The sequence below is a fragment of the Capnocytophaga sp. oral taxon 338 str. F0234 genome, from assembly GCF_000192225.1.
Classification (GTDB): domain Bacteria; phylum Bacteroidota; class Bacteroidia; order Flavobacteriales; family Flavobacteriaceae; genus Capnocytophaga.
In genome coordinates this window covers 890,409-915,302 of record NZ_GL872413.1, presented here as the reverse complement: position 1 = coordinate 915,302, position 24,894 = coordinate 890,409, and the positions used below count along the sequence as shown (strand labels likewise).

General features: G+C 37.6%; 27 protein-coding genes and 1 other RNA gene. 13 read left to right on the top strand and 15 right to left on the bottom strand.

Annotation, left to right across the window (positions count from 1 at the left end):
• The first annotated feature begins 218 nt into the window (after nucleotides 1-218).
• Nucleotides 219-1,322, top strand: coding sequence for a DNA polymerase IV (dinB, locus tag HMPREF9071_RS04210; RefSeq protein WP_009745336.1), 1,104 nt, complete (start codon nucleotides 219-221; stop codon nucleotides 1,320-1,322).
• 73 nt (nucleotides 1,323-1,395) lie between these two features.
• Complete coding sequence (locus HMPREF9071_RS04205) at nucleotides 1,396-2,943, top strand: glycine--tRNA ligase (RefSeq protein WP_009745335.1); 1,548 nt, start codon at nucleotides 1,396-1,398, stop codon at nucleotides 2,941-2,943.
• Nucleotides 2,944-3,003: 60 nt separating this feature from the next.
• On the opposite strand, the gene HMPREF9071_RS04200 is transcribed toward HMPREF9071_RS04205, so the two are convergent.
• The 7 genes from HMPREF9071_RS04200 to HMPREF9071_RS04170 all read right to left on the bottom strand — a co-directional run bounded on the left by HMPREF9071_RS04200 (nucleotide 3,004) and on the right by HMPREF9071_RS04170 (nucleotide 8,723).
• A complete protein-coding gene (locus HMPREF9071_RS04200; protein WP_009745334.1) occupies nucleotides 3,004-4,737 on the bottom strand; it encodes a 1-deoxy-D-xylulose-5-phosphate synthase in 1,734 nt (577 codons plus the stop codon).
• A 6-nt stretch (nucleotides 4,738-4,743) separates the two neighbouring features.
• A complete protein-coding gene (gene ruvX, locus HMPREF9071_RS04195; protein ID WP_040358274.1) occupies nucleotides 4,744-5,151 on the bottom strand; it encodes a Holliday junction resolvase RuvX in 408 nt (135 codons plus the stop codon).
• Between the two features lie 49 nt (nucleotides 5,152-5,200).
• Entirely contained in the window at nucleotides 5,201-5,821 is a 621-nt protein-coding gene (locus HMPREF9071_RS04190) for a 4'-phosphopantetheinyl transferase family protein (RefSeq protein ID WP_009745332.1), read from the bottom strand.
• Entirely contained in the window at nucleotides 5,822-6,946 is a 1,125-nt protein-coding gene (gene folK, locus HMPREF9071_RS04185) for a 2-amino-4-hydroxy-6-hydroxymethyldihydropteridine diphosphokinase (RefSeq protein ID WP_009745331.1), read from the bottom strand.
• 24 nt (nucleotides 6,947-6,970) lie between these two features.
• Nucleotides 6,971-7,555 carry an ACP phosphodiesterase gene (locus tag HMPREF9071_RS04180; RefSeq protein WP_009745330.1) on the bottom strand — a complete coding sequence of 195 codons (585 nt, stop codon included), beginning with the start codon at nucleotides 7,553-7,555 and terminating at the stop codon, nucleotides 6,971-6,973.
• A gap of 56 nt (nucleotides 7,556-7,611) precedes the next feature.
• Entirely contained in the window at nucleotides 7,612-8,268 is a 657-nt protein-coding gene (locus HMPREF9071_RS04175; protein WP_009745329.1) for a hypothetical protein, read from the bottom strand.
• Nucleotides 8,269-8,333: 65 nt separating this feature from the next.
• Nucleotides 8,334-8,723, bottom strand: coding sequence for a lipocalin family protein (locus tag HMPREF9071_RS04170; RefSeq protein WP_009745328.1), 390 nt, complete (start codon nucleotides 8,721-8,723; stop codon nucleotides 8,334-8,336).
• Nucleotides 8,724-8,836: 113 nt separating this feature from the next.
• Here HMPREF9071_RS04170 and HMPREF9071_RS04165 point away from each other — a divergent pair, with 113 nt between their 5' ends.
• From HMPREF9071_RS04165 to HMPREF9071_RS04135, 7 genes are read left to right on the top strand one after another with little or no spacing between them, the layout of a single operon-like run.
• Nucleotides 8,837-9,592, top strand: coding sequence for a Rossmann-like and DUF2520 domain-containing protein (locus HMPREF9071_RS04165; protein WP_009745327.1), 756 nt, complete (start codon nucleotides 8,837-8,839; stop codon nucleotides 9,590-9,592).
• Nucleotides 9,582-10,109 carry an HAD family hydrolase gene (locus tag HMPREF9071_RS04160; RefSeq protein WP_009745326.1) on the top strand — a complete coding sequence of 176 codons (528 nt, stop codon included), beginning with the start codon at nucleotides 9,582-9,584 and terminating at the stop codon, nucleotides 10,107-10,109. The genes HMPREF9071_RS04165 and HMPREF9071_RS04160 overlap by 11 nt, the downstream gene beginning before the upstream one ends.
• A gap of 57 nt (nucleotides 10,110-10,166) precedes the next feature.
• The gene (locus HMPREF9071_RS04155; protein WP_009745325.1) at nucleotides 10,167-11,009 is read left to right on the top strand and encodes an aminotransferase class IV; all 843 of its coding nucleotides are present in this window, start codon (nucleotides 10,167-10,169) and stop codon (nucleotides 11,007-11,009) included.
• A gap of 4 nt (nucleotides 11,010-11,013) precedes the next feature.
• On the top strand, nucleotides 11,014-12,621 hold the full coding sequence (locus HMPREF9071_RS04150; protein WP_009745324.1) for an Ig-like domain-containing protein: 1,608 nt from the start codon (nucleotides 11,014-11,016) through the stop codon (nucleotides 12,619-12,621).
• Between the two features lie 8 nt (nucleotides 12,622-12,629).
• Nucleotides 12,630-14,009, top strand: a complete 1,380-nt coding sequence (locus HMPREF9071_RS04145; RefSeq protein ID WP_009745323.1) for an MATE family efflux transporter — start codon at nucleotides 12,630-12,632, stop codon at nucleotides 14,007-14,009.
• A gap of 16 nt (nucleotides 14,010-14,025) precedes the next feature.
• A complete protein-coding gene (locus HMPREF9071_RS04140) occupies nucleotides 14,026-14,253 on the top strand; it encodes a hypothetical protein (protein WP_009745322.1) in 228 nt (75 codons plus the stop codon).
• Complete coding sequence (locus HMPREF9071_RS04135; protein WP_009745321.1) at nucleotides 14,246-14,818, top strand: phosphatase PAP2 family protein; 573 nt, start codon at nucleotides 14,246-14,248, stop codon at nucleotides 14,816-14,818. The genes HMPREF9071_RS04140 and HMPREF9071_RS04135 overlap by 8 nt, the downstream gene beginning before the upstream one ends.
• A 166-nt stretch (nucleotides 14,819-14,984) precedes the next feature.
• Here HMPREF9071_RS04135 and HMPREF9071_RS04130 read toward each other — a convergent pair whose 3' ends face one another.
• Nucleotides 14,985-15,416: a hypothetical protein gene (locus HMPREF9071_RS04130; RefSeq protein WP_009745320.1), complete on the bottom strand. Its 432-nt coding sequence runs from the start codon at nucleotides 15,414-15,416 to the stop codon at nucleotides 14,985-14,987.
• 47 nt (nucleotides 15,417-15,463) lie between these two features.
• Nucleotides 15,464-17,434: a DNA topoisomerase (ATP-hydrolyzing) subunit B gene (gene gyrB, locus HMPREF9071_RS04125; protein ID WP_009745319.1), complete on the bottom strand. Its 1,971-nt coding sequence runs from the start codon at nucleotides 17,432-17,434 to the stop codon at nucleotides 15,464-15,466.
• Between the two features lie 138 nt (nucleotides 17,435-17,572).
• Here gyrB and HMPREF9071_RS04120 point away from each other — a divergent pair, with 138 nt between their 5' ends.
• The 3 genes from HMPREF9071_RS04120 (at nucleotide 17,573) to HMPREF9071_RS04115 (ending at nucleotide 20,198) form a co-directional block, all read left to right on the top strand.
• A complete protein-coding gene (locus HMPREF9071_RS04120; protein WP_040358269.1) occupies nucleotides 17,573-18,424 on the top strand; it encodes a neutral zinc metallopeptidase in 852 nt (283 codons plus the stop codon).
• A 58-nt stretch (nucleotides 18,425-18,482) separates the two neighbouring features.
• An RNA gene (gene rnpB, locus HMPREF9071_RS11840) (RNase P RNA component class A) lies at nucleotides 18,483-18,796 on the top strand.
• Nucleotides 18,797-18,890: 94 nt separating this feature from the next.
• On the top strand, nucleotides 18,891-20,198 hold the full coding sequence (locus HMPREF9071_RS04115) for a Fic family protein (RefSeq protein ID WP_009745317.1): 1,308 nt from the start codon (nucleotides 18,891-18,893) through the stop codon (nucleotides 20,196-20,198).
• A gap of 33 nt (nucleotides 20,199-20,231) precedes the next feature.
• On the opposite strand, the gene HMPREF9071_RS04110 is transcribed toward HMPREF9071_RS04115, so the two are convergent.
• The 4 genes from HMPREF9071_RS04110 to HMPREF9071_RS04095 form a co-directional block, all read right to left on the bottom strand.
• The gene (locus tag HMPREF9071_RS04110) at nucleotides 20,232-20,708 is read right to left on the bottom strand and encodes a hypothetical protein (protein ID WP_009745316.1); all 477 of its coding nucleotides are present in this window, start codon (nucleotides 20,706-20,708) and stop codon (nucleotides 20,232-20,234) included.
• 77 nt (nucleotides 20,709-20,785) lie between these two features.
• On the bottom strand, nucleotides 20,786-21,364 hold the full coding sequence (locus HMPREF9071_RS04105) for a Crp/Fnr family transcriptional regulator (RefSeq protein ID WP_009745315.1): 579 nt from the start codon (nucleotides 21,362-21,364) through the stop codon (nucleotides 20,786-20,788).
• A 184-nt stretch (nucleotides 21,365-21,548) separates the two neighbouring features.
• Complete coding sequence (locus tag HMPREF9071_RS04100) at nucleotides 21,549-21,830, bottom strand: hypothetical protein (RefSeq protein WP_009745314.1); 282 nt, start codon at nucleotides 21,828-21,830, stop codon at nucleotides 21,549-21,551.
• A 1-nt stretch (nucleotide 21,831) separates the two neighbouring features.
• A complete protein-coding gene (locus HMPREF9071_RS04095) occupies nucleotides 21,832-22,560 on the bottom strand; it encodes an RNA methyltransferase (RefSeq protein ID WP_009745313.1) in 729 nt (242 codons plus the stop codon).
• Between the two features lie 77 nt (nucleotides 22,561-22,637).
• Here HMPREF9071_RS04095 and lpxB point away from each other — a divergent pair, with 77 nt between their 5' ends.
• Complete coding sequence (gene lpxB, locus HMPREF9071_RS04090) at nucleotides 22,638-23,750, top strand: lipid-A-disaccharide synthase (protein ID WP_009745312.1); 1,113 nt, start codon at nucleotides 22,638-22,640, stop codon at nucleotides 23,748-23,750.
• Here lpxB and HMPREF9071_RS04085 read toward each other — a convergent pair.
• Both HMPREF9071_RS04085 and HMPREF9071_RS04080 read right to left on the bottom strand, forming a co-directional pair.
• The gene (locus tag HMPREF9071_RS04085) at nucleotides 23,740-24,432 is read right to left on the bottom strand and encodes an LrgB family protein (protein WP_009745311.1); all 693 of its coding nucleotides are present in this window, start codon (nucleotides 24,430-24,432) and stop codon (nucleotides 23,740-23,742) included. The two genes, lpxB and HMPREF9071_RS04085, sit on opposite strands and share 11 nt — an antisense overlap.
• Nucleotides 24,419-24,781 (bottom strand): CidA/LrgA family protein, encoded by a 363-nt coding sequence (locus tag HMPREF9071_RS04080; RefSeq protein ID WP_009745310.1) that lies wholly within the window; start codon nucleotides 24,779-24,781, stop codon nucleotides 24,419-24,421. The genes HMPREF9071_RS04085 and HMPREF9071_RS04080 overlap by 14 nt, the downstream gene beginning before the upstream one ends.
• Nucleotides 24,782-24,894 lie beyond the last annotated feature (113 nt).

Sequence of the window (24,894 nt, the reverse complement as noted above, 5' to 3'; positions counted from 1 at the left end):
TATGTTCAGTATTTCTAAGTTTTTGTTTTTGATCAAATAATTTTATATATAATCCCTTTGCAAAATCTTTAAAGTTTAACTTCGTTATGGAGGTATCTTTCATAGCTAAAAATATTAAGTTCAGAAATTTAACAAAATGAAATATTCTTGTTCAGAGTATACATTTTTATTTGGATTCTTAAAATATACAATAAAATCACTATCTTTGCATCATTATTATGGAACGTAAAATTATTCATATTGATATGGACGCTTTCTATGCCTCCGTAGAACAGCATGACAATCCCTCCTTATTAGGGAAGCCCATCGCTGTAGGAGGTAGTGAACCTCGTGGAGTGGTAGCTACTGCAAGCTATGAAGCTCGTAAATATGGTGTACATAGTGCCATGTCAGGAGTCATTGCAAGGCGCTTATGTCCCACCCTTATCTTTGTAAAACCTCGCTTTGAACGATACAAGGAAATCTCCTCAAGAATACGTAACATCTTCTATGAATATACTGATCTTGTAGAACCTCTTTCCTTGGATGAGGCCTATCTGGATGTTACTACCAATAAAAAGAATCTTTCCTCAGCAACCCTTATTGCTGAGCAGATACGTTCTAAAATATTTGAACAGACAGGACTTACTGCATCTGCCGGTATTTCTGTTAATAAATTTATCGCTAAGATTGCTAGTGATTATAACAAGCCCAATGGGCAGAAGACAGTTCCTCCAAGTAAAGTGCTTTCCTTTTTAGAAGGATTAGATGTTAAGAAATTCTATGGAATAGGTAAGGTAACTGCTGAAAAGATGTATCAGAAGGGGATCTTCACTGGGGCAGATCTTCGTGCTAAGAGTTTAGAAGAATTACAATCCTATTTTGGCAATAGTGGTGAATATTTCTACCAGATTGCTCGTGGAATTCATTTGAGTCCCGTGCAACCTTTTCGCCTAATAAAATCAATTGGGGTGGAGCACACCTTCGAGAAGAATATTTCCAGTGAAATATTTATGACAGAGCCTTTACAACAATTAAGTGAAGAAGTGTCATTACGACTTTCTAAGAAAAAACTATTAGCCAAGACAGTCACTTTAAAACTCAAATATAGTGATTTTAAGATACAAACACGTAGCCGTACCATACCTGAATTTATAGGGGATAGTCCTACTATCTATCATATTGTCAAAGAACTTCTCTATCAAGAAAAACTCCGAGAGTCTATACGGTTATTAGGGGTTTCTCTTAGCAATTTTAATTATCCTATTAAGGAGGATAAAGAACCTCATTGGGTACAACTCTATTTTGAATTTCCCCCTTGGGAGGAGTATCCTAAAAAATAATTTAATTTTTTTCTCAAAAATCTTTTCATAAACATATTTTTTACTACTTTTGCACTTACTTAAAATTAGTATAATGGCAAATCAAGAAGAATTTTTCAAAAAAGTAATTGCTCATGCCAAGGAATACGGTTATATTTTCCCTTCCAGTGAAATCTATGATGGGCTTAGTGCCGTATATGACTACGCTCAAAATGGGGTAGAACTTAAGAAGAATATCCGTGAATATTGGTGGAAAGCGATGGTGCAGCTCCATGAGAATATTGTAGGGATAGATGCTGCTATCTTTATGCATCCTACCACCTGGAAAGCCTCTGGTCACATAGATGCTTTCAATGACCCTCTTATTGATAATAAAGATTCCAAAAAGCGCTATCGTGCTGATACTTTGGTAGAGGATTATGTAGCTAAAATAGAAGAAAAGATAGAAAAAGAAATTGCCAAAGCACAAAAACGCTTTGGAGAAGCCTTTGATAAGGAACAATTTATCAGCACCAATCCTAAAGTTATTGAATACAAACAAAAAGCAGAAGCTATTCTACATCGTTTAGGAAAATCTCTCGAACGTGAGGATTTAGCAGATGTAAAAGCCCTCATTGAAGAATTGGAGATTGTTTGCCCTATTTCAGGCACAAAGAATTGGACTGAAGTAAAACAGTTCAACCTGATGTTCGGCACCAGACTTGGAGCTGCTTCTGAAGGTGCAATGGACTTATACTTACGTCCAGAAACAGCACAGGGTATTTTTGTAAATTTCTCCAATGTGCAAAAAACAGGGCGCTTGAAAATTCCTTTTGGAATTGCCCAAACAGGGAAGGCTTTCCGAAATGAGATTGTAGCCCGTCAGTTCATTTTTCGTATGCGTGAATTTGAACAAATGGAAATGCAATTCTTCATCAAACCTGGAACCCAACAACAATGGTATGAACATTGGAAGAAAACACGTTTGGATTGGCATCTCTCCTTAGGATTAGGAGTAGAAAACTATCGTTTCCATGATCATGAAAAACTTGCTCACTATGCTGATGCAGCCTGTGACATTGAGTTTAAGTTTCCTTTTGGATTTAAGGAATTAGAGGGAATCCACTCTCGTACTGATTTTGACCTAAGTAATCATGAAAAATATTCGGGAAAAAAGCTCCAATATTTTGATCCAGAGGAGAACAGGAGTTATATACCTTATGTATTGGAAACTTCCGTAGGGCTTGACCGACTCTTCCTTGCGATATTCTCTCACAGCCTACAGGAAGAAACTCTAGAAGGAGGCGAAACTCGTACTGTACTACGCTTGCCTTTTGTACTTGCTCCTACAAAGGTAGCCATATTACCTTTACTTAAGAAGGATGGTTTACCAGAAATCGCTTTGCAAATATTAAATGATTTGAAATACGACTTTACTGTAGCCTATGACGAGAAAGATGCCGTAGGTCGTCGCTATCGTAGGCAAGATGCCGTAGGTACCCCTTTCTGTGTGACAGTGGATCATCAGACCAAGGAGGACAATACTGTTACTATCCGCCACCGTGATACCATGGAGCAACAGCGCGTGCCTATTGCATCCTTAAAAGATATTATTTTTAAGGAAGTAGATATGAATCAATGGCTTAGAAAAATTAATAAATAATTTTTCTATATTTCCTAAAAAAGTAAAGACCTTTCTCTTATAAAGATAGGCCTTTACTTTTTAATACCTTAGAAAATTCGTAAGTCCTGCAAATTCACGCTGTATGACTATACTTCCATGTTCTACAAAAACATCGGCTATGGCTACTATCCTTACTGGGAGATTATATCCTTTTTCCTTAGTAAAAACAGCTATACTTTCCCCAAATCCTCCCGCTTTGCACCCTTCTTCTACGGTAATAATAGCTTCATATTTTTGAAAAATATGACGTAGTAGTCCCTCATCCAAAGGTTTTATCCAACGCATATCATAATGAGCAAAATCCTCTTTATCAGGACGCTTATTAATTTCTTCCATTACCTCATCAGCAATAGTACCCACCGAAAGAATAGCATAGCGATTTCCTTCCTTAAGTTGTATGCCTTTTTTTTCTATCCTTTCAAAAGGGAAATGCCAATGGATGAGCCTTCCATAACCACGTGGATAACGAATGGCAATAGCTTTATCATACTCAGGTAATTGTACTGTATAAAGAATATTTCTTAATTCTACCTCATTACGTGGAGCAAATATTTCTATATTAGGAATGCACCTTAAGTAAGCTATATCAAATACGCCCTGATGGGTAGCACCGTCCTCCCCCACTAGGCCTGCCCTATCTATACAGAAAATCACTTTGAGCTGTTGCAAAGCTACATCGTGAATGAGTTGGTCATAGCCCCTTTGCAGAAAAGTAGAATAAATGACCAAGAATGGCAATAGTCCTTGAGTGGCCAATCCTGCGGCAAAGGTAACCGCATGTTCTTCGGCTATGCCTACATCAAAGGTGCGAGCAGGGAATTGTTGCTGCATATAGTGGAGTGAACTACCTGTTACCATGGCTGGAGTAATGCCCACAATAGCCTTGTTCTCTGCGGCCAACTCACAGAGGGTATGGCCAAAAACGTCCTGAAACTTCGTTTGTTGCCTCTGCTGAGGGAGAAGTATACCCGTTGCGGGGTCAAACTTGCCTGGGGCATGAAAAAGCGTCTGTCGTTCTTCTGCCCTTTGGTAGCCCTTGCCTTTGGTAGTACGGATATGCACTAGCTGTACCCCAAAGAAATCTCTTGCTTGGCTTAGTATAGGAATTAGCTCTTCAAAGGAATGCCCATCGTAGCTGCCTAGATACTCTATTTGCAAATCAGCAAAGAAACTACCCTTATCGGCTCCCTTTGCCAAGCGTTCCAAGTAATAGCGAAAAGCACCTGTGGAGGGGTCTATGCCTATTTGGTTGTCATTGAGTACCACCAGCATATTGACCTTGCTATCTCCCATTTGGTTGAGTGCTTCCAAGGCCATGCCATTGACAAAAGAAGCGTCCCCGATGACAGCCACATGCTTGCGTGAGAAATTCTCCTCGAGCACTGCCGCGGTGGCCATGCCCAATACTGCCGATAGCGAAGTGCCTGCATGACCTGTACCGAAGGGGTCGTATTCGCTCTCCTTACGCCTTGGAAAACCTGAAAGGCCACCCCATTGGCGATTGGTAGCAAAGCGTTCGCGCCTGCCTGTAAGGAGCTTATGCGGATAGGCCTGATGCCCCACATCAAAGACCAATATATCCTCAGGGGTATTGAAGACATAATGTAGGGCGATGGTCAGCTCCACCACGCCCAAGCCTGCCCCGAGGTGGCCTTCCTTGGTTGCGACCTCATTGATGATAAAATGGCGCAACTCCCCCGCTAGCTGCCTAAGCTCAGCGAGAGAGAAATGGCGGATATCCGCAGGGGTATATACTTGTTCGAGTAAAGTCATTTTTTATTACAAAGAACTCAAATAATCCTGTAAAATAAGTGTGGCACTGATGCGATCCAAGAGGGCTTTGTCTTGTCGTTTTTTTTTCTTAGTGCCGCTTTCCACCAATATATGTGAGGCTATTTTGGAGGTAAAGCGTTCGTCATAGCGGGAGACGGGTATTTCGGGGAGTTTCTCTTGGAGTTTCTCCATAAAGGATACAATAGCAGCCTCACTCTCAGAGGGTTCGCCCGAGGTCTGCTTAGGTAGACCTATGATGATCCGTTCTACGGATTCGCTCTGGCAATATTGTTGCAAGAAATCCAATAGTTCAGTTGTTTCTACTGTCGCCAGTGCCGAGGCAATGAGCTTGAGTTCGTCCGTTACCGCGATACCACAACGCTTGGTACCATAGTCTATAGCAAGAATACGCATTTGAGCTTTTAATTTTAAGTTTTGAGTTATTCTCTTCATTTTTCACTTTTCATTCTTCACTTACCACCGTCCATATATATCCCTCCCAAAAGAAACTTTGTACCTCGTACGTCTTATCCCCTTCAGGGTGAGTGATGAGAGCTTGTTGGCGCGGAGCAAGAGGCTCAAAATGGGGTACTTGCAAGTCCTCATAAAAGCGAACTGAGGGCAGGTCGATGACCTTATATAGGGCTTCCTTGATCGTCCATAGTTGGGTATAGGCCTGTATCTGGGTAAGCTCGTCCATATCAGAGGGAGCTTGCCAAGGGGTAAAGCGGGGGGCAAGGCGAAGGATACGGGGGGTACAGCGCTCTATGTCTATCCCTATGGGGTGCGGGCTTAGGGCAATCATCACAAAATCGTGGCTATGAGAGATAGAGATATATTGTCCCTCTATCTGCGGCTTACCCTCCGAGGTATAGTAAAGAGCTGTGGTAGGTAGTTGCGCCTCCCGCAAGAGGTGGCGGAGGGCTAAAAACTCCCTCTGTTTTTTCTCGCTGTGGAGGGTCGTCAGCCGCTCTTCCTCCCTTTGGGAGAGGGTGAGACCAGAGCTAAGCTGCACCACCGTCTCAGTGAGTTGCCATGTATAAACATGGGTATCGACTATATGGAGTTGCTGGAAAAAAGGCATCTATTTCGCAATTAGGGCGGTGATAAACTGGTAATCGTCTTCATTATTTACAAAATCCATATAAGAAACATCTATAACTAATATATTTAAGGAAGTATTTTTCTTTAGAAAAGAGAGATAACTTCTCTCTATACGTTCTAAATATTCTTTAGAAATAGGAGTCTCAAAGCTTCTTCCTCTTTTCTGTATGTTTTGTAATAAAATGTTAGTATTTTGATGTAAATAGATATATAAATCTGGTTTTTCCATACGCTCAAAGAACAAATAAAAAATCTCCTCATAGAGAGTATATTCTTTTGCTCCTAGTGTCTCAGAAGCAAAAATAAGCGATTTAGAAAGGGCATAATCAGCTATAAGTGGAATTTTTTCTTTTTTATTAGCAAGTACCTTCTGTAGCTGTTTATAACGGTCTTTGAGAAAATTTAGTTCTGTTGCTAAAGCAAAACGTTGAGGTTCCTTATAAAAATCTTCTAAAAAAGGATTGGAAAGAAATTCTTCCAAGAGTAGTTTTCCTGAAAAATCTCCTGCAAGCCTTGTGGCTAAAGATGTTTTTCCTGCTCCTATATTTCCCTCTACAGTAATATATTGATATTGTGTGGCATAAGAAGGATTTAATAAAGAAATTTTCTTTCTTACCAAAGAAAGTTCCGCAGCATCAGGGCAAGATTTTAGGAGTTCTTCCGTAGTTTTTTTCTGGATAGGATGCATATATTGTGGAGCAATATCCATTAAAGGAATCAATACAAACTTCCTAAAAGTCATTTTAGGGTGTGGTACACAAAGCTGATTAGTTTGAGCAACAATATCATCATAGTACAGAATATCAATATCTAAAGTCCGTGCCTGATACTCTTGTGAGGAAGAGGTAGCACGCACACGTCCTAAATGTCTTTCTATAGTATGTATCTTACACAGAACTTCCTCCAAAGAGAATTGAGTATGCACTTCCACACAAATATTATAAAAAGGAGTTGAGGAAAATCCCCATGCAGGGGATTCATATAAAGAGGATACTTTTGCTACTTCTCCCACCGACCGTGTAAGCAAAAAAAGAGCATGCTGTAAGTACTGTTCACGATTTCCTAAATTACTTCCTAAAGAAAGATATAAGATATGATATGCCATTGGATAAGTTCGATTTATGAAAAATTAAGAATTAAGATTTTGTCTTACAAAGTCTTGAATATCTTCAAAAAAAGGAAAAAAATCTTGTTCAAAAAAAGATTCTTCTGTTCGAAGAGAATCAGTAGCATATTGCATCTGTGAACGGAATCCTGTACGCCTATCCATTTGATAAAGGATTTTGGTAAGACCTGCAAAAGTCTGATAGGCTTTGAGCCAATTATCCCGAATCATATAAGACACAATAGATTGAGTTCTCGTATTAAGTATTTCTCTTTTTTCCTGTAGAAGGGTGTAAAATTGAGTAATATAAGTGTCCAGTGGCATAGCAGAGAATGTTTGCCAATGCTTAGCCAAGAAGTAATCATAGAAAATATCTGTAATCACCCCTGCGTAATGACCATAGAGGGGGACTAACCGCTTTTTGCTAGTACGAAAACGAGGATGAGCATCAGTGAAAGTATCTATCTGTCGGTGCAAGAGGATACCTTTTTGGACAGGTTGAGGATAGTCCAAATATTGTTTTCCACGTATGGTATCTCCCATAAAGTTTCCTATCTTGAGTAAATCATTATCATCTCCCGATAAAAAGATATGTGCTAAGAAATTCATTTTCCATTATTAATAATTAATGGCTAATAACTATTAATACTAATCATTAATCATCATTACTTATCCTTTACAATAACAAAACGTGCTTTATAACCCGTAAGTAGCGCCCATGTTTCACTAATAAGCACATTATTATTCTCATCTATTACACGGAACTCAGCAGTATTAGGTCCATAGAGCCCCTGATTAAGAGCCTTGATTTCTATTTTATTAAAACCTATTTTAAGAGGAATATGTAATTTTTGGAAATTACCACGAAGATATACATTGCTTACTATGAGTTCATCATTGAGATACACATCTACCAAATCACCATCCACATCAGCATAATCCCTACAGAAGATACCTACTGCATCAGCAGTACTATTGAACTCTCCATAGGATTTATCTCCCTTAAGTGCGGAGAGGTCATATTCTTCTTCTTGTTTCAAATTGGTCAAGTGATCAGGGAGTTTAAATTCCTTATGAGCATATTCCTTACGATACTGACCTGTGAAATCTACTCCTTTATTTTCTGAAGAGAAAGAAGGAGCTGGATTATTTTTCAGATAGTTCTTCATCCAAGATTCCACCCCTGAGGTTTTTTCAGAGGATTTAGGTTGCAAAGGGGCTTCTTTTTTAGGAGTAAGCGAAAACCTTCCTGTAGAAAGCTTCTCAGGTTGCCCATACATATAAGCAGTAAAAGCTAAGAATACTATTAGAATTGTTCTCATGTCAAGAAAAAAGCAAAAAGCATGCCAAACACAAAGGCGCAGGGGATTACGCCTTTGTTTGTTTACTATTTTTTCTTTACCAGAACCAATCTAGAGGTAAACTTTTGTCCTTGCATTTCTGCTGTATCAGAAATTATTAAAGAATCATTCTTAATAGTATAAGCACTACGTTCTATCCTTCCTGTTTCATTGGTTACCTTTATACTATCTTTGCTTGCCGTATAAGCGAGCTTGAAACTATCCTCTTTACAATCTTCTCTTTGCATAAAAGTATGATAGATAATAGAATCCTTTCCAAAGGAAAGATAAGTCTTCTTAGTACAATCATCTAAAGGTTGTGTTTTCCCATTCACAGCAATACTTGTCATTTGCCAATCTCCTGCCAAAGAAGATTTCTTTTCTGAACAAGCACCCAGTAGTGCCAAAAGGGCAGTGATGCCTATAATTTTTTTCATTGAAGTAATTTTGAGTGCAAAAGTACATCTTTTCTTTCAATTGTCCTAAAAAAATAAAATAAAACTTTTTTGTTTAGTAAAAATATAGTACTTTTGGCATTTGTTTCTTATCCATGAAGAAAGTAACTATTTTAGGTGGTGGAAATGTAGCTTATCACTTAGCCCAAGGACTTTCCAAAAGTTCAGAGTACACCCTTGTACAACTATATAATAGGAGCCCTCTAAGTGCTCACTTCTCCAGTATTCCCACTGAGAAAATAATGCTTTTGGAAGATTTACTTCCGGCAGATATCTATATTATTTCGGTAAAAGATGAGGCGATATCCTCCCTCTCATTAGACTTACCTTTTGAAGGGAGGCTAGTGGTACATACCTCAGGAAGTGTTCCTTTAGGAGCTCTAAGTGACAGACAACGGCGAGGTGTTTTCTATCCCTTACAATCGTTTTCAAAAGGGCAAACCATAGATTTCTCAAAAGTGCCTTTCTGTTTAGAAACAGAATATAAGGAAGATTTTCCATTATTAGAGGGTTTAGCGAGAGTTTTCTCTCCTAAATATTATGCTATTGATAGCCTACAAAGGCAATACTTACATATAGCTGCTGTTTTTCTAAATAATTTCACCAACCATCTCTGGTACTTAAGCGAAAAACTCTGTCAGCAAAAAAGAATTCCCTTTGAACTTCTACAACCTCTTTTGGATGAGACCTATCAAAAAGTTCAGCAAATATCTTTCTTTCAAGCACAAACAGGTCCTGCTAAGCGAGGAGACAGAGCCATCATAAAAAATCACTTAGAATTATTACATGGATTAGAAAAAGAAATCTATAAAAATATATCAACCTCTATATTAAATACTTATGGAAAATAAAAATTACAAGGAATTATTAAAGGACATTACCACTTTTATCTTTGATATAGATGGGGTGCTTACTCAGTGCCAAGTATTGGTACAGAACGATGGCGATCTGTTGCGTTCGTTCAATGTAAAGGACGGCTATGCCATTAAGCAGGCTGTTAATCAGGGCTATCGTATCGCTATCATCACAGGAGGGAATAATATAGGCACCCGTAAAAGATGTGAACAGTTGGGGATTACTGATATCTATATGGCTAATCATCTGAAGATAGAACCCCTAAAGGAGTTTATGGATAAGTATCAACTTCGCCCTGAGGAAATCCTCTATATGGGGGACGACATACCTGATGTAGCTCCTATGAAGTTAGTAGGTTTACCTACCTGTCCACAAGATGCCGTAGCTGAAGTAAAAGCTGTCTCTCGGTATATCTCCTACTTAAAAGGAGGAGAAGGTTGTGTAAGAGAAATTATAGAACAGGTAATGAAAGTACAGGGAAAATGGCTTACAGAGTTGACCCAACGCTTATAGACAAACTAAAAAATAATGTGTATCTTTGCCACTTGTTAAATTATATTACAACTAATAATGATTAATTATAACGGAGAAATACAACAGACAACCCCTGCCATCTCTGCTAAAAATCGTGGGTTTCTTTATGGAGATAGCGTTTTTGACCTTGTAAAATACGTAGAAGGGAAATTTCTTTTTTGGGAAGAACATTACTTACGGCTTATGGCAACTATGCGTATTGCTCGTATGGATATTCCTAATAGCTTTACCCTTGAATTCTTGGAAAATGAAATTCAGAAGACTATACAGGCAAATTCATTGAGTGCTAAACCTCTGTTGATACGAACTACCATTACTCGCAAAGAGGGAGGCGGTTACACTCCTGAGAATCAAGATATAAATTATTGTATTGATATTGACGGGATCACCACTCCTTTCTATCAAAACCTTAATATTCCTTATGAAGTAGAACTCTTTAGAGATTACTATACTCAAACAGACCTATTGTCCACCCTTAACTCCACCAACCGCCTACTCAATATAATAGGAAGTGTTTTTGCCAGAGAGAATGATTATCAGAATTGTATCCTGATGAATACAAATAAAAATGTAGTAAGTTTTTTGGATGGAAACATATTCTTAGTATTTGGAAATGAGATAGTAACTCCTCCCTTGTCCGATGGAGTTCCTAATGGCATCACTCGTAAAAAGCTTATAGAGGCCATTAGAAAAACTAATGATTTTACTTTAGAAGAACGTACAGTATCTCCCTTTGAATTACAAAAAGCAGATGAGCTTTTTCTTACCAATACTCGTGAGGGTATACAGTCTGTAAGTAAATATCGTAAAAAGGAATTTACAAATACAACAGCAATAAAGCTATTGGGAAAACTCAATACTCTTGCACGCTTAGGATAAAACTATGAAAAAAAAATATCATTTTCTCGTGAGTTTGTGTATTGCTTTCTTATGGATAGCATGTGCTCGTGTTGGATCTCCTACTGGAGGTGAACAGGATAAAACCCCTCCAAAAGTACTAAGAACCACCCCTCCTAATGAATCAGTCCACTTTGTAGGAAATCGTATTCGTATTTATTTTGATGAATATGTTGTTCTAAAAGATATACGCAAACAACTTATCATCTCTCCTCCTATGAAATATTTTCCTGAGATCACCCCCTCAGGAAATGCAGCTAAGTACATAGATATTAAAATATTAGATACTTTAAAAGCCAATACTACCTATACTTTCAATTTTGGAAAAAGTATTCAAGATAACAATGAAGGAAATCCTCTAAACTTTTTTTCCTATACGCTTTCTACTGGGGATGCTATTGACTCACTTACCTTAAAAGGAAATATCAAAGATGCTCAAAGTGCAAAGCCCGATAACTATGTGAATGTCATGCTTTATGAAGTAGGTGAGAAATTCTCTGATTCCATTATATACAAAGAACGACCTACCTATGTAGTTAACACTTTGGATAGCTTAACTACTTTTGAACTCACTCACCTGAGAGCAGGAAAATATATGTTAGTGGGTATGAAAGATAAAGACAATAATTATCTCTTTGATCCTAAGACCGATAAGATAGGCTTTCATAAAGAATTTATTACCCTCCCAACCTCAGATACTACCTACACCCTCACACTTTTTAAGGAGATATTACCTCCTAAGGCTTCTCGTCCTTTTATCTCAGGAGAGAAACGCATAAGCATTGGCTATCAAGGAGAAAAGGATAGCATTCAAATACATCCTCTATCTCCTCTACCCACAAATTTTGAATGGGCAATAGAGAAAGAACCCACGAAAGACACTCTATGGATGTGGTATAATCCTCAAATAAAGGATTCCCTCAAACTACAAGTAAAGAGTGATAAAGTAGATACATTCAATATCAAACTTCGTAAAATAAAGCATGAAAAATTTACTATTAATACAGAATATAAGGGGACTTCTCCTACTAAAGAGGAAATTCATTTTCTTTCCAATATTCCTATTCGTACTTTTGATAAAAATTCTATACAAATTACAGATAAAGATAGTACTCAAGTAGATTTTCAAGTAAAATTCACTCCCAATACTTCTCAAGTAACTCTTACCCTTCCTGTAAAAGAAGGAGAAAAGTACAACCTTGTTGCTCAGAATGCCTTTGAGGACTTCTATCACCAAAAGAGTGACACCCTAAAAGAGTCCTTTTCTGCTAAACGCACTGAAGACTTTGCCTCTCTTAAAATATCCTTTAAGGATTCATTACACTTACCCATAATCATAGAACTTACAGATAAAGATGGAAAGAAAGTCCTCTATGACCAATATGTAGAACATTCAGCCTCTACTTACAGTTTCCCTTTTGTAAAAGCTGGGAATTATCTACTGCGCATAATAGAAGATACCAACCATAATAAAAAGTGGGATACAGGAAACTTTCTGCTTAAGAGGCAACCAGAGAATATTCGATACTTTGCCAAAGAAATAGAATTACGTGCTAATTGGGAAGTAGAACAAGAGATCTCTTTTGATAATTAGCCCTTAATATGATAAATATACGACAATATACTAAAGAATTCAGCTATAACCTACGCCTAGCAACTCCGATTATTCTTTCCATGTTAGGACATACTTTAGTAGGGGTAATTGATACAGCCATGGTAGGCAATGTAGGAACTTTAGAATTGGCTGCTGCTTCCTTAGGCAATAGTTATGTATTCTTATTAATGTCATTTGGAATTGGATTCTCTACAGTAGTAACAACTCTTACCGCTGAATCAGAAAAGAAGAAAAATCCCACAGAAACCAAATCCATTCTCACTCATGGAATTTTTATCAACGGTTTACTTTCTTTAATCATTTTTGGAGGTTTATTTTTTTCGGAACCTCTTATGCGATATACCCAGCAGAAAGAAGATGTTATTGCCCTGGCTGTACCTTATGTACATTTGGTAGCTTTCTCAATCATTCCTTTAATGATTTTCCAATCCTTTAAGCAATTTGCTGACGGTTTTTCCATTACTCAATATTCCCTCTATGTAACTATTATTGGCAATTTATTCAACATTTTTCTAAACTATTTGTTTATCTATGGGAACTGGGGATGTCCTAGTATGGGCGTACTAGGTGCTGCAATAGGTACTCTTGTCTCCCGATTCATGATGCCTTTTATGTTATGGATTATCCTTTATAAAAATACTCGTATGACCCAATATATGACTAAACTTATTCCAAAAATAAATAGAGGTATGGTAAAGAAATTCCTTAACTTAGGAGTACCTTCAGGATTACAGGTAGTCTTTGAAGCTGGGATTTTTATTGCTGCTACTTGGATTAGTGGTGTATTAGGGGAGGTCTATCAAGCAGCAAACCAGATAGCCTCAAGTATTGCTACCTTAACTTTCATGATTGCTAATGGGATGAGTGTAGTGGCAATGATCCGTGTAGGAAATTATAAAGGATTAGAGGACTATATTTCTCTACGTAGAGTTGCTATTTCTATCTTTCTCTTCATTCTTTTAACTCAAATAGTTTTAGGTGGTATGATAGGCATCCTACGATATGAGCTCCCTACATTATTTCTTGATACTAATAAACTTAGTTCCCTTAGTAAAATTACCTTAGTAATAGATGAATCCGCACACTTACTTCTAATTGCTGCTCTTTTCCAGCTTGTTGATGGTTTACAGACAGTCGCTTTAGCAGCTTTACGAGGTTTACAGGATGCAAAAATTCCTATGGTTTTATCTTTTATCTCTTATTGGATTATTGCCTTTCCTATCTGTTACTACTTAGGACTACATACCTCCCTTAGAACTACAGGTATTTGGATAGGGCTCCTCTCTGGACTTGCTTTCTCTGCTATCTTACAGACTACCCGTTTTCTGTTCTTATCCGGGAAATTAATCAAGCATAATCATTCTTAATTTAAAAAACATTAATATGAATTCACTCCCTAAATTCTTACTTGGTGATAACACCGATTATCCCGATGCAATCTTCATTATTCACACAGAATTTCCTCGCTTTATTCTTAACCTCACTAATGATGAGGTAGAATGGCTTGAAGAATTTGATAAAGAAGATGAGGAGGAACTTGCATCCTCAGCGGAAAGTCTCATTGGAGAAGCCACCGCTTTTTATGATCGAGAAATAAGCCGCTATGAATAATTTTATAAATACCCTTAATGAACTTGACCAAGAGATGATTCTCTTCCTCAATGGATTAGGTTCTCCTTTTTGGGATGGTTTCTGGCAATTCATTACTAACAAGTGGACTGCCTTTCCGTTATATGCTTTACTGTGTTGGCTCTGCTATAAGAAGCATTCTTTAAAGCAATTCCTTGCGATCCTTTTGTGTATTGCTGTGATGATTGCCCTAACTGACCAACTCTCCAATCTCTTCAAAATACAATTTCATAGGCTTCGTCCTTGTCATAATCCTTTGATTAATGGACGACTTCGCTTTACTCATTGTGGAGGACAATTTGGATATTTCTCAGCCCATGCTGCCAATACTTTTGCTTTAGCCTGCTTCTTAGGAAATATATTCAAACACTTCTATCCTAAAATGCTATTGTGGCTATTATTATGGGCTTCTATAGTTTCTTACAGTCGTATCTATTTAGGAGTACACTATCCTTTAGATGTACTTACAGGGCTCTCCATAGGTATACTTTTCGGGTATGGTATGTACATTTTCTATAAAAGAATAATAATTAAAAAGATAAAATAAGAAAGAGGTTACCCTTTTCGGACAGCCTCTTTCTCTTCAATAGCCCCTTCCTATACAAATACGCTACTGACAATAAATCCCTATCATAGGGTTTGTATATACTTGTTAAATATTTTTTTATGATGTTTTAGCTTATCTATTTTTAGTAAAGATTATCCAAGAAAACTTATTTTGCTAAAACTGTCTTCATCTCTCCTTGACAAATACAAGTACCTCCTAAATAAGTTTCTATCCTCACTAAGGTTACCTCCAAGAACTCTTGAATAATATTTATATGAGTCTTTAAAACTATTCCTATTTCCGGAAGTTGATAGATTTCTATTTGCTTGATAGCTCCAATATAACCCATAGGAGTAGGTTGGTTATTCAAATAATAAGCATACCCCTTATGCAGAGCTACACTTTGTGCCATGTGCTCAATAAGTCCCGCTGCAGAAAGGCAACTTCCCTGTACAAATATATTCTTCTTAGTAATGGTAAATCCTACTAAAGCAGATGTAGAGTCATATTCCAAAAGAGCATCTACCATTATCATAGGTGAGCGCTGTGGAATAAGTTGCTTTATGAGCTGTAAATCTGAAATTAGGCATTGCTTCATGTAAAATCAAAAAGAGTAAGAAGAGCAGCTTTCATCGCTCTTCTCAATTATGCATCTATATTGGCATATCTAGCATTTTTCTCAATAAACTCACGGCGAGGAGGTACATCATCTCCCATAAGCATAGAGAAGATACGATCAGCTTCTACAGCATTTTCTATAGTCACCTTACGCAAAGTGCGATGTTTAGGATCCATAGTAGTATCCGCAAGTTGTGTAGCATTCATTTCACCTAACCCTTTGTAACGCTGAACAGCTACCTTAGCCTGTGCCTGAGAATAAAATTCATTTGTAATAGCATCTCGTTCCTCATCTGACCATGCATATTGCTCTTTTTTACCTTGTTTGAGCAAATATAAAGGAGGTGTTGCTATGTAAATATGTCCTTCCTCAATAAGTTCTCGCATATAACGGAAGAAGAAAGTTAAGATAAGGGTAGCAATATGAGAACCATCTACATCGGCATCACACATAATGATTATCTTATAATAGCGCAATTTACTCATATTAAGCGCCTTAGAATCCTCATCCGTTCCTATAGTTACCCCTAAAGCTGTATAAATATTTCTAATTTCCTCACTATCAAGCACTCTATGTTGCATTGCTTTTTCTACATTAAGAATTTTCCCTCTTAGAGGGAGAATTGCTTGAAACTTTTGGTCACGTCCTTGCTTAGCGGTTCCTCCTGCGGAATCTCCTTCTACTAAGAAAAGTTCACAATTTTCAGGATTTTTATCTTGGCAATCCGCTAATTTACCAGGAAGACCTGCCCCTCCCATAGGAGATTTTCGTTGTACGGCTTCACGTGCTTTCTTAGCCGCCAAGCGAGCTTGAGCTGCTAAGATCACTTTATTTACTATCGTTTTAGCATCTTCTGGATTTTCCTCTAGATAGCTCTCCAACATCTCAGAAACAGCTTGAGAAACGGCTGCAGTTACCTCTCGGTTACCAAGCTTAGTCTTAGTTTGTCCTTCAAATTGAGGCTCCGCTACTTTCACTGAAATAATAGCTGTAAGTCCTTCACGAAAATCATCTCCTGAGATCTCCAAAGGATTCTTCTTATCTTTGCTCGCCTTTTCTAATAATCCTGATTTATCGGCATAATTCTTCAATGTACGAGTAAGCCCCATTCGGAATCCCTGTAAATGAGTTCCTCCTTCATGCGTATTAATGTTATTTACATAGGAATGTAAGTTTTCATTGAAGGAATCATTATATACCATCGCTACTTCAACAGGTATCTCATTCTTCTCTCCTTCCATGGAAATAATTTTTGAGATAATAGGAGGACGATTACCATCTAAGTATTGGATAAACTCTACTAAGCCTTTTTCAGAATAGAATTCTTGAGAAAGAGGTTTTCCTTGATCATCCTTTTCTCTCAAGTCAGTAAGTGTTATACGAATTCCTTTGTTAAGGAATGCTAGTTCTCGAATACGAGAAGCTAAAATATCATAACTAAATTCTATAGATTGCTGAAATATTTCAGTATCAGGGAGAAAAGTAACCTTAGTTCCTCTTTTATTTGTTTCTCCTATTTCTTTAACCGAATAAAGAGCAACCCCTCGTTCATACTCCTGCTGCCATTCTTTTCCATCACGATATACAGTAGCTGTCAGATGTGTAGAAAGTGCATTCACCACAGATACCCCTACTCCATGCAATCCTCCGGAGACTTTATAGGAACCTTTATCAAACTTTCCCCCAGCCCCTATTTTGGTCATTACCACCTCAAGGGCGGAAACTCCTTCTTTTTTATGTATATCCACAGGAATTCCACGACCGTTATCTTCTACTGTTATAGAATTATCAGGATTAATAAATACAGAAATAGTATCACAATATCCTGCAAGAGCCTCATCTATGGAGTTATCTAACACTTCATAGACTAAGTGATGCAATCCTCTCATTCCTACATCACCTATATACATAGAAGGACGCACACGCACATGCTCCATTCCTTCCAAAGACTGGATATTATCTGCTGAATATTTGTCTTGATTTAATTGTTCACTCATTGGAGTTTTATTTATGAAAAATCGGACAAAGATACAATCTTTTTTTCTCACTCACAAATTTTACAAACAAATAATGGAAAAATTTTTATTGTTTATTCTTTGAAAAATACTTACTTTTGCCGCCAAAAAACAACTTTTATGAAATGGCAAGGAAGACGACAAAGCGACAATGTGGAAGATCGCAGAGGAGTTAGCACTACGGGAAAAATAGCTGCAGGCGGTGGGGTTCTTGGAATTATCATCCTTCTCTTACAAGTGTTTGGTGGGGAGACAGGTCAGACTTTAGCTCCGTTATTAGAACAATTCAACCAAGCAGGGCAAACCTCTCAGTTAGCCAATGAGGCAGACCTTACTGAGGAACAAAAAGAAATCAAAGCCTTTACTGCTACCGTACTGGCAGATACCGAAGATGTGTGGGAGAAAATATTTAAGGAAAATAACTTAGGTACTTACGAAAAACCTACCTTAGTACTTTTCACTGATGCAGTACAAACTGCTTGCGGAAATGCTAGCAGTGCAGTAGGTCCTTTTTACTGCCCTGGTGACCATAAGCTCTATATGGATATGAGTTTCTTCGAGGAACTTCGTACCCGTTTTGGAGCTAAGGGAGGAGATTTTGCTATCGCATACGTAATGGCACATGAGGTAGGTCATCATATACAAACTCTCTTAGGAACTTCTCAAAAGGTACATCAAGCGCAACAAAGACTTAGCCAAAAAGAAGCCAACAAACTCTCGGTATCCTTGGAACTTCAAGCCGACTTCTATGCAGGGGTATGGGCACATTATGACAAACAGTATTTAGATGCTGACGATATAGAAGAAGCGGTAAGTGCAGCCAATGCTGTAGGGGATGATGCTATCCAAAAACGTATGCAAGGGCAAGTAGTTCCCGACTCTTTCACCCATGGCACCTCCAAGCAACGTGTATATTGGTTCATGAAAGGTTATGAAACAGGTGATATCAATCAAGGAAATACCTTTGAATAATAGTTAAATGTTTAATGATCAATGATTAATCATTGTTACCATTAATCATTATAAAAGTTGGGTAAATCAGCTTATCGCTATTTCTGGAGAAGAAATAGAGGAAAGTCCGGACACCACAGAGCACTATAGCGGGTAACGCCCGTCCGCCGCAAGGCGAGGACTAGTGCAACAGAAAGCAAGTACAGTTCGGCTGTAGTGAAATCAGGTAAACTCTATAGGGTGCAACGCCAAGTAAACCGACAACTAAGAGTAGCTCGCTCAATGTCGGAGGGTAGGCGGTTAGAATGGTCTGGCAACAGTCCATCCAGATAAATGATAAGCACTTTCCTCCAAAGGGAAAGCACAGAATCCGGCTTATGATTTACCCACTTTTTAAATAAATAGTAAATAGTGAGAAATAAAAAATGCGAGATTTTTGTAAAATCTTGCATTTTTTATTATCTTTGCACTTGTCAAACTCTAGACTATGATAGAAACACCTCCACCTTTTACCACTACCCCTGAGGTAGTCTCTCTGCTGGAAACTTTAGTTGATACAAAGCAACTCTCTGATATACAGAATGATTATCTCTATTGGGACAAAGTAAAGTATAAGGCTAAGGAAGTCACCGCGCCGCTATTGTGGCAGGCAATTAAGCTACATAGAAAACTCAATGCGCGAAAAATTTCCTTTGGAGACTATAGTTTTACTTTTGTTCTGACTGATTTTATCCAAGAGACTTTATATCTGTTTGATACCCAACTGAGTGGAAATCTCTCCAATTCTATAGATATACCACAGATGGATAAGGCAAAATTCATGGTCAGTTCTCTTATGGAAGAGGCTATCGCCAGTAGCCAAATAGAGGGCGCCAACACCACCCGAAAAAAGGCTAAAGAGATGATTCAGCAAGGGAAAAAACCCAAAGATAAGTCCGAACAGATGATCCTGAACAACTACACCACTATGCAACATCTGGTAGCTCACTTCCATCAGCCCCTTTCTGAAGAGACCTTGCTGTATATTCATAAGCTTATTACCCATAAAACCCTTGATAATCCCGCAGAAGAAGGAGCCTTTCGCCAAAACAACGAGGTACATGTAGTGAATTTCTCTAACAATGAAATCGTACATACCCCTCCTGAATATACCGAAATCCCTATCCTTATAGGGGAATTATGTGCTTTTTTCAACACCAACACACATCCTTTTATCCACCCACTCATCAAGGCCTGTATTCTACACTTTATGATAGGTTTTGTGCATCCGTTTGTAGATGGTAACGGCCGTACCGCTCGTGCTCTTTTTTATTGGTATTTGCTCAAGGAAGGGTATTGGCTAACAGAATACCTTTCTATTTCCAGTATGATTAAGCAGAGCAAAGGGCAGTATGAAAAAGCCTATCTCTATACAGAAGCAGATGATTATGACCTTACCTATTTTCTTACCTATCAATTCCGAGTACTGCACAAGGCTTATGAAGCCCTTAAGCAGTACCTCCACACAAAGCAAAAGGAAGCCTACCAAGCGGCACATCTGCTAAAAATCTTAGGGGTCAATGAACGTATGGCTGAGCTACTGAAGCTCTTCTGTGACGAACCTGAACGTATCCTTACCATCAAGGAAGTAGAACATCGCTTTCAAGTATCCAACTACACCGCCCGTACCGACCTAAAAGCCTTGGTCAATATGGGGTTCTTGGAGGTTATCCATGTCAATCAAAAGAAACAAAACTTTGTCCGTTCTCCTTACTTCCTCCAATTATTAGAAGAAAAAAATGCGAGATTTTTGTAAAATCTCGCATTTTTTATATCTATTATAATCCATTCATCTATTCTCTTCCTGTTTATAGCAAATACTAATAACAAGATATGTCAGCAATATAAATAGATTTAATCCCCCTAAAACATCTTCTTTATGCTTTATTATAAGAAAATCAGAAATTACTTGATTCATTTCATACTGTTGAAAGGCTACAAGTGAAGTTTTATAAGATAAGGGAACGATAAAGAACTCTCCCAATACAAATACAATAATCGAAAGTATAAGCAATAGTAAATTTTTCCGAGTTCTTTGACATAAATAAATTACAATATTGCCTATAAAGAACAACCACATTCCCTTAATCATTCCCAGTTGAACCATTGCATCTATAAATCGGCGTTGCCATAAGAAGAATAAGGTATCTTTTGGTGTAGAAAGCATATTCATCGCTATAAAAGCCGAGATATTTCCTATTAATAAACTAAGCCCAAAAATAGCTATCAATTGAGCCATCCGTTGAAAAAAATTTTTATTTTTCATCTGTCATTCTGTTTTTAATTTCTGAGATGCAAAGTAACACAGAAGTGATGAGATAAAAATTAACTTTGGGTAATAAATTACATATAGGCTATTCTTTTTCTAATTCTGCTCAATGATTGTGGAGTAACCCCCACAAACGAAGCTACGTATTTCTGTGCGACCCGTTGTTCAATATTTTTATATTGTCTCATAAATTTCAAATAACGTTCTTGCGGACTATCAGCAAGTCCCGAAATGATGTAGTGTATGGCTTCGATAAAAGTCTCCTCAAGTAGTAATCTACCAAACCGTTCACCTTCTCTTATTTCTTTGTAAAATCGTTGCAGATTACTGTAAGAAATCATTTGTAAAACACTATCTTCAAGAGCAATAATTGTTTTTTGTGAAGGAGTCTTACTTATAAAACTCTCAAAATCACAAATAAAAGTGTCCTCTTCATTAAAATGTATAGTAAGTTCTTTTCCTTCATAATTGATAAATTGTCTTAAAAGCCCTTTATTTACATAACAGAAATATTTACAAGTATTACCTTCTTGCAATAGTATTTCTCCTCTGGTAAGAGATAGGGGTTTAAAAAGCTCTTTTATAAGAGCACATTCTTTCTCTGAAAGAGCTATATACTTCCTTATCTTTTTTAAAAGCAATTCGTTATGCATCTTATGAAATAATTATTTATTCTGATTTTTTTTGCTATCACTAAAATGGAGAAAAAAATATACTTAATTAGTAGGTTTCTTTGTTTATTTTTCTAAAACCACTTTAATTATCCTAGGTTTTCTTAACTTCTCTGATTTCTTCATAAAGTTGATTACCTAATAAGCCCTTTAACTCACTATATTTTTACCTTTCACAAAATCCTAAAGATAAAAGTTTTTCTCTAAAAGCTATAATAACAGAGTGAGGTGTCGCTGATTCATGTTTGATATTTACCAGTAATTTTGCTTTCTCCTCTTCATCTATATAAGCTTCTTCCTCTTTATAAAAATACATCCAAAAGAAAAAACCGTTATAAGAAATCGTTATTTCATCATATTCCTTATCTACTCGCACTATTTCATCTTTGAGTTTTTCTTTTAAGTTACTAAAAGAAGTCTCTATCACAAAAAAGCTCTCTACTGCCATCTTACTTTTTACTTTTCACTTTACTTATGATGATGCCTCCCGCCATGGCTACATTGAGGCTTTCTGCCTGTTGTAGCTTGCCAAAACGAGGTATGGTAATAGCTCCATTGGCTAAGGCGGCAACCTCTGGACTGACACCATTGGCTTCGTTGCCCAAAACAATCACGCAATCTTCAGGGAAAGTAGTAGTATAGAGGTTTTCCCCCTCCAAGTTCGCTACATATACAGGTAACGCACAGGTAGCCAAGAAGCCCTCTAAGGGTAAATAATGCACCTCCACCCGTGAGAGTGATCCCATAGAGGCTTGCACTACCTTAGGATTATAGCAATCCACCGTCTGCTCGCTACACAGCAGTGTTTCTATGCCAAACCAATCACATAGGCGAATCAGTGTACCCAAGTTACCAGGGTCTTGGACATTGTCTAAAGCCAAAATAAGTCCCTCTTGGAGTATCTCCTTTCTTTCATGTTGCTGGAAGATAGCCACCCCTTCATCTGGATGTTTTAGAGTGCTGAGTCGCTGGAGTTCCTCTGGACTTACAAGAATTAGCGGATGCCCCACAAGATGAGGAGAAAAAGCATTGGTTGCGTAGATAGCCTTTGCCTTATAGCCTGCTTTCAGAAATTCTATTATACTTTTCTTTCCTTCTACCACAAAAAGCCCCAGTTCGTTTCGATATTTCTTAAGGGAAAGCTTCTGTAGAAGTTTGAATTGATTTTTGTTTAGCATATCTGTACTAAATAATCATAAGGCAAATATACAATTATTTTTGAAAAAATAGTATCTTTGCAAAAATATTCATCTCTATGAAATACTACCTTATCGCAGGAGAAGCCTCAGGCGACTTACATGGAGCAAACCTGATGCATTCATTACAAAAGATAGATCCTCAAGCACAATTTCGTTTTTGGGGTGGTGAACGTATGGAAGCGGTAGGGGGTACATTGGTCAAGCATTATCGCAATTTGGCTTTTATGGGCTTCTGGGAAGTAGTAGCCAACCTTAGGACTATTCTTCGCAATATTGATTTTTGCAAACGCGATATCGCTCAGTTTCATCCCGATGTGCTTATCTTTATTGATTACCCTGGTTTTAATATGCGTATTGCTAAGTGGGCTAAGGAGCAAGGAATTCCCACTCATTATTACATTTCACCACAAATATGGGCTTGGAAAGAGAATCGTATCAAGGCAATTAAGAGGGATGTAGATAAGATGTATGTGATTCTTCCTTTTGAAAAAGATTTTTATGAAAAGAAACACCAATATCCTGTAAATTTCGTAGGACACCCTCTCTTAGATGCGATTGCTTCTCGTAAGGAAATAAGTGAAGAGGAATTTAAGCGAGAAAATAGCTTAGATAAGCGACCCATCATTGCCTTACTTCCTGGCAGTCGCAAACAGGAGATTTCCAAGATGCTCTCAGTGATGCTTTCAGTAGTAGGAAGCTACCATCAATATCAGTTTGTTATTGCAGGAGCCCCTTCTCAGGAATATGAATTCTACAAACAGTTCATCAAGGAAGAGAATGTACATTTTGTTAGTGGGAGAACACATGATCTGCTTTCTCTCTCCTATGCTGCTTTAGTAACCAGTGGAACCGCAACTCTTGAAACAGCATTATTGAATGTACCTGAAGTAGTATGCTACCGAGGCAATTGGATTTCTTATCAGATTGCCAAACGAGTTATTAACTTAAAATATATCTCCCTAGTGAATCTTATTATGGATGCTCCTGTAGTTACTGAACTTATCCAAGGAGCACTCAATACTCGAAACTTAAAAGTAGAATTGGAAAAACTCCTTACTCCCTCTTATCGGGAAGAACTTATTAATAACTATAAGAAATTGAGAGATAAATTGGGCAACAGTGGTGCCAGCGATAGGACAGCTAAAGCAATTTTCTCCTCTATAAAATAAAAGGCATCACAATAGGCGCCAAAATAGCGGTAAAAACTCCATTGAAAATCATTCCTAAACTAGCGTAGATAGCGTGCTTTTCACTAAGGTTCAGAGCAGCCATAATCCCTAAAGCATGTGAGGCTGTTCCCAAAGAGATTCCGCGTCCCATAGGGCTTTTGATCCCTGTCCATTGAAGCACTTTAAAACCTAAAATAGACCCTAAAATTCCAGTAACTATTACAGCTGCTACTGTAAGAGAGGTAATTCCATGTAGCGTTTTGGAAACTTCAAGAGCAATAGGGGTAGTAACTGATTTAGGAGCCAAAGAACGAATGATATCATCACTAGCTCCCAACCACTTGGCAATATAACTTACTGAAAGGATTCCTGTTAAGCTTCCTATAAATTGTGAAACTAAAAGTGGAAGTAATTGTTTTTTAATCTTGGAAAGTTGTTGGTATAGAGGTACGCCCATAGCCACGATGGAAGGCTTGAGCCAAAAATCAATATACATTCCCGCATTACGCTCATAGGTCTCATAGGAGATATTGAAGATAACCAAATAGCCAATAAGGACAGAAACGGCAAGCATCACAGGGTTTAGAAATACCGATTTGTATTTCTGCTGGAGCATGAGTACTCCATAATAGACTCCAAAGGTAAGAGCCAAAAGTACTAAAGAGTTTTCAAATATTTTCATGATGATGTTTGGTTCTTTTACGCATAAGTTGATAAATATGTCCGGTAATAACCATTACAATAACAGTGCTAACTACAATAGCGATACTGATAGACCAAAAATTTTTAGCTATTAGGTCAAAATAAGCCAATATAGCCACACTGGGTGGTACGAAGAACAGTCCTAAATGGGAAATTAACATATCGGAAAAAGCTTTAACCCAGTGCAATTTTATCCATCCCAAACGTAAAAAAAGGGTGAGCAATATCATTCCTATAATGCTAGAAGGAAAATGAATTTCCGTGAGATACACTACCAATTCTCCCAAAGCTAAGCAACCAAAGATGATGGCACAATATCTGATTAACATAAAAAAGTAATTAAAAAACGGGCGCAAAGGTACAACTTTTAATAACAAATGACCAATGATTCATAACAAATCTTTTCCACATTATTCAACAAAAAATCCGACTCAAAAAAGTG

Excerpts from the sequence above, each read along its gene's own strand:
- dinB (WP_009745336.1), top strand. The coding sequence starts at position 219 with ATGGAACGTAAAATTATTCATATTGATATGGACGCTTTCTATGCCTCC.
- HMPREF9071_RS04205 (WP_009745335.1), top strand. The coding sequence starts at position 1,396 with ATGGCAAATCAAGAAGAATTTTTCAAAAAAGTAATTGCTCATGCCAAG.
- HMPREF9071_RS04200 (WP_009745334.1), bottom strand. The coding sequence starts at position 4,737 with ATGACTTTACTCGAACAAGTATATACCCCTGCGGATATCCGCCATTTC.
- ruvX (WP_040358274.1), bottom strand. The coding sequence starts at position 5,151 with ATGCGTATTCTTGCTATAGACTATGGTACCAAGCGTTGTGGTATCGCG.
- HMPREF9071_RS04190 (WP_009745332.1), bottom strand. The coding sequence starts at position 5,821 with ATGCCTTTTTTCCAGCAACTCCATATAGTCGATACCCATGTTTATACA.
- folK (WP_009745331.1), bottom strand. The coding sequence starts at position 6,946 with ATGGCATATCATATCTTATATCTTTCTTTAGGAAGTAATTTAGGAAAT.
- HMPREF9071_RS04180 (WP_009745330.1), bottom strand. The coding sequence starts at position 7,555 with ATGAATTTCTTAGCACATATCTTTTTATCGGGAGATGATAATGATTTA.
- HMPREF9071_RS04175 (WP_009745329.1), bottom strand. The coding sequence starts at position 8,268 with ATGAGAACAATTCTAATAGTATTCTTAGCTTTTACTGCTTATATGTAT.
- HMPREF9071_RS04170 (WP_009745328.1), bottom strand. The coding sequence starts at position 8,723 with ATGAAAAAAATTATAGGCATCACTGCCCTTTTGGCACTACTGGGTGCT.
- HMPREF9071_RS04165 (WP_009745327.1), top strand. The coding sequence starts at position 8,837 with ATGAAGAAAGTAACTATTTTAGGTGGTGGAAATGTAGCTTATCACTTA.
- HMPREF9071_RS04160 (WP_009745326.1), top strand. The coding sequence starts at position 9,582 with ATGGAAAATAAAAATTACAAGGAATTATTAAAGGACATTACCACTTTT.
- HMPREF9071_RS04155 (WP_009745325.1), top strand. The coding sequence starts at position 10,167 with ATGATTAATTATAACGGAGAAATACAACAGACAACCCCTGCCATCTCT.
- HMPREF9071_RS04150 (WP_009745324.1), top strand. The coding sequence starts at position 11,014 with ATGAAAAAAAAATATCATTTTCTCGTGAGTTTGTGTATTGCTTTCTTA.
- HMPREF9071_RS04145 (WP_009745323.1), top strand. The coding sequence starts at position 12,630 with ATGATAAATATACGACAATATACTAAAGAATTCAGCTATAACCTACGC.
- HMPREF9071_RS04140 (WP_009745322.1), top strand. The coding sequence starts at position 14,026 with ATGAATTCACTCCCTAAATTCTTACTTGGTGATAACACCGATTATCCC.
- HMPREF9071_RS04135 (WP_009745321.1), top strand. The coding sequence starts at position 14,246 with ATGAATAATTTTATAAATACCCTTAATGAACTTGACCAAGAGATGATT.
- HMPREF9071_RS04130 (WP_009745320.1), bottom strand. The coding sequence starts at position 15,416 with ATGAAGCAATGCCTAATTTCAGATTTACAGCTCATAAAGCAACTTATT.
- gyrB (WP_009745319.1), bottom strand. The coding sequence starts at position 17,434 with ATGAGTGAACAATTAAATCAAGACAAATATTCAGCAGATAATATCCAG.
- HMPREF9071_RS04120 (WP_040358269.1), top strand. The coding sequence starts at position 17,573 with ATGAAATGGCAAGGAAGACGACAAAGCGACAATGTGGAAGATCGCAGA.
- HMPREF9071_RS04115 (WP_009745317.1), top strand. The coding sequence starts at position 18,891 with ATGATAGAAACACCTCCACCTTTTACCACTACCCCTGAGGTAGTCTCT.
- HMPREF9071_RS04110 (WP_009745316.1), bottom strand. The coding sequence starts at position 20,708 with ATGAAAAATAAAAATTTTTTTCAACGGATGGCTCAATTGATAGCTATT.
- HMPREF9071_RS04105 (WP_009745315.1), bottom strand. The coding sequence starts at position 21,364 with ATGCATAACGAATTGCTTTTAAAAAAGATAAGGAAGTATATAGCTCTT.
- HMPREF9071_RS04100 (WP_009745314.1), bottom strand. The coding sequence starts at position 21,830 with ATGGCAGTAGAGAGCTTTTTTGTGATAGAGACTTCTTTTAGTAACTTA.
- HMPREF9071_RS04095 (WP_009745313.1), bottom strand. The coding sequence starts at position 22,560 with ATGCTAAACAAAAATCAATTCAAACTTCTACAGAAGCTTTCCCTTAAG.
- lpxB (WP_009745312.1), top strand. The coding sequence starts at position 22,638 with ATGAAATACTACCTTATCGCAGGAGAAGCCTCAGGCGACTTACATGGA.
- HMPREF9071_RS04085 (WP_009745311.1), bottom strand. The coding sequence starts at position 24,432 with ATGAAAATATTTGAAAACTCTTTAGTACTTTTGGCTCTTACCTTTGGA.
- HMPREF9071_RS04080 (WP_009745310.1), bottom strand. The coding sequence starts at position 24,781 with ATGTTAATCAGATATTGTGCCATCATCTTTGGTTGCTTAGCTTTGGGA.